General features: G+C 38.3%; 1 pseudogene. It reads right to left on the bottom strand.

The annotated features are described in order from the left end of the window. Positions 1–192: 192 nt before the first annotated feature. Positions 193–509 (bottom strand): annotated as a pseudogene (locus AB4486_RS25245) (D-glutamate deacylase); the annotation flags it as partial.

Genomic DNA, 509 nt, shown 5'->3' with positions numbered 1-509 from the left:
ACGCCCAATGACATGATAAAAACGTGATTTATGTCGAATATTTTTGGCAAATCTATCTAAATGTTACCTCAATTAGAAAATTCATTTAAAAGTATTATATGTGACACTTTAAGAAATTATCGAAGAGGTGAGATAAAAAAGCGATACCTGAGTATCGCTTTCTATAGTCTGATTTATCATTGATTAGGTGAATTAACGTCGAATGGCTTCGCCTGCTTTAACGTCTGTATCTAGTTGTGTGTTGTTGACAACGATTTTGCCGTTAACCAATAACCAATGTACGCCTACGGCTGGGTGGTTAGGATCTTGGTAGGTGCCCACATCAGCGATAGTTTCTGGGTCGAATACCACGATATCTGCGTCCATATTAGTTTGGATTCGTCCTTTATTTTTCATTTGAGGGACAAAATCTTCTATTAATTGAGCTGGCATCAGTGTCATTTTACGTAGTGCTTCCGTCATCGTTAACAAGCCGCGCTCACGAACATAGACTCTGAGTACTTTAGCAA

The sequence above is a fragment of the Vibrio sp. 10N.222.55.C6 genome (assembly GCF_041473395.1).
Lineage (GTDB): Bacteria > Pseudomonadota > Gammaproteobacteria > Enterobacterales > Vibrionaceae > Vibrio > Vibrio crassostreae_C.
The sequence above is the reverse complement of the archived record's forward strand: the minus strand, read 5'-3'. Positions and strand labels throughout refer to the sequence as shown.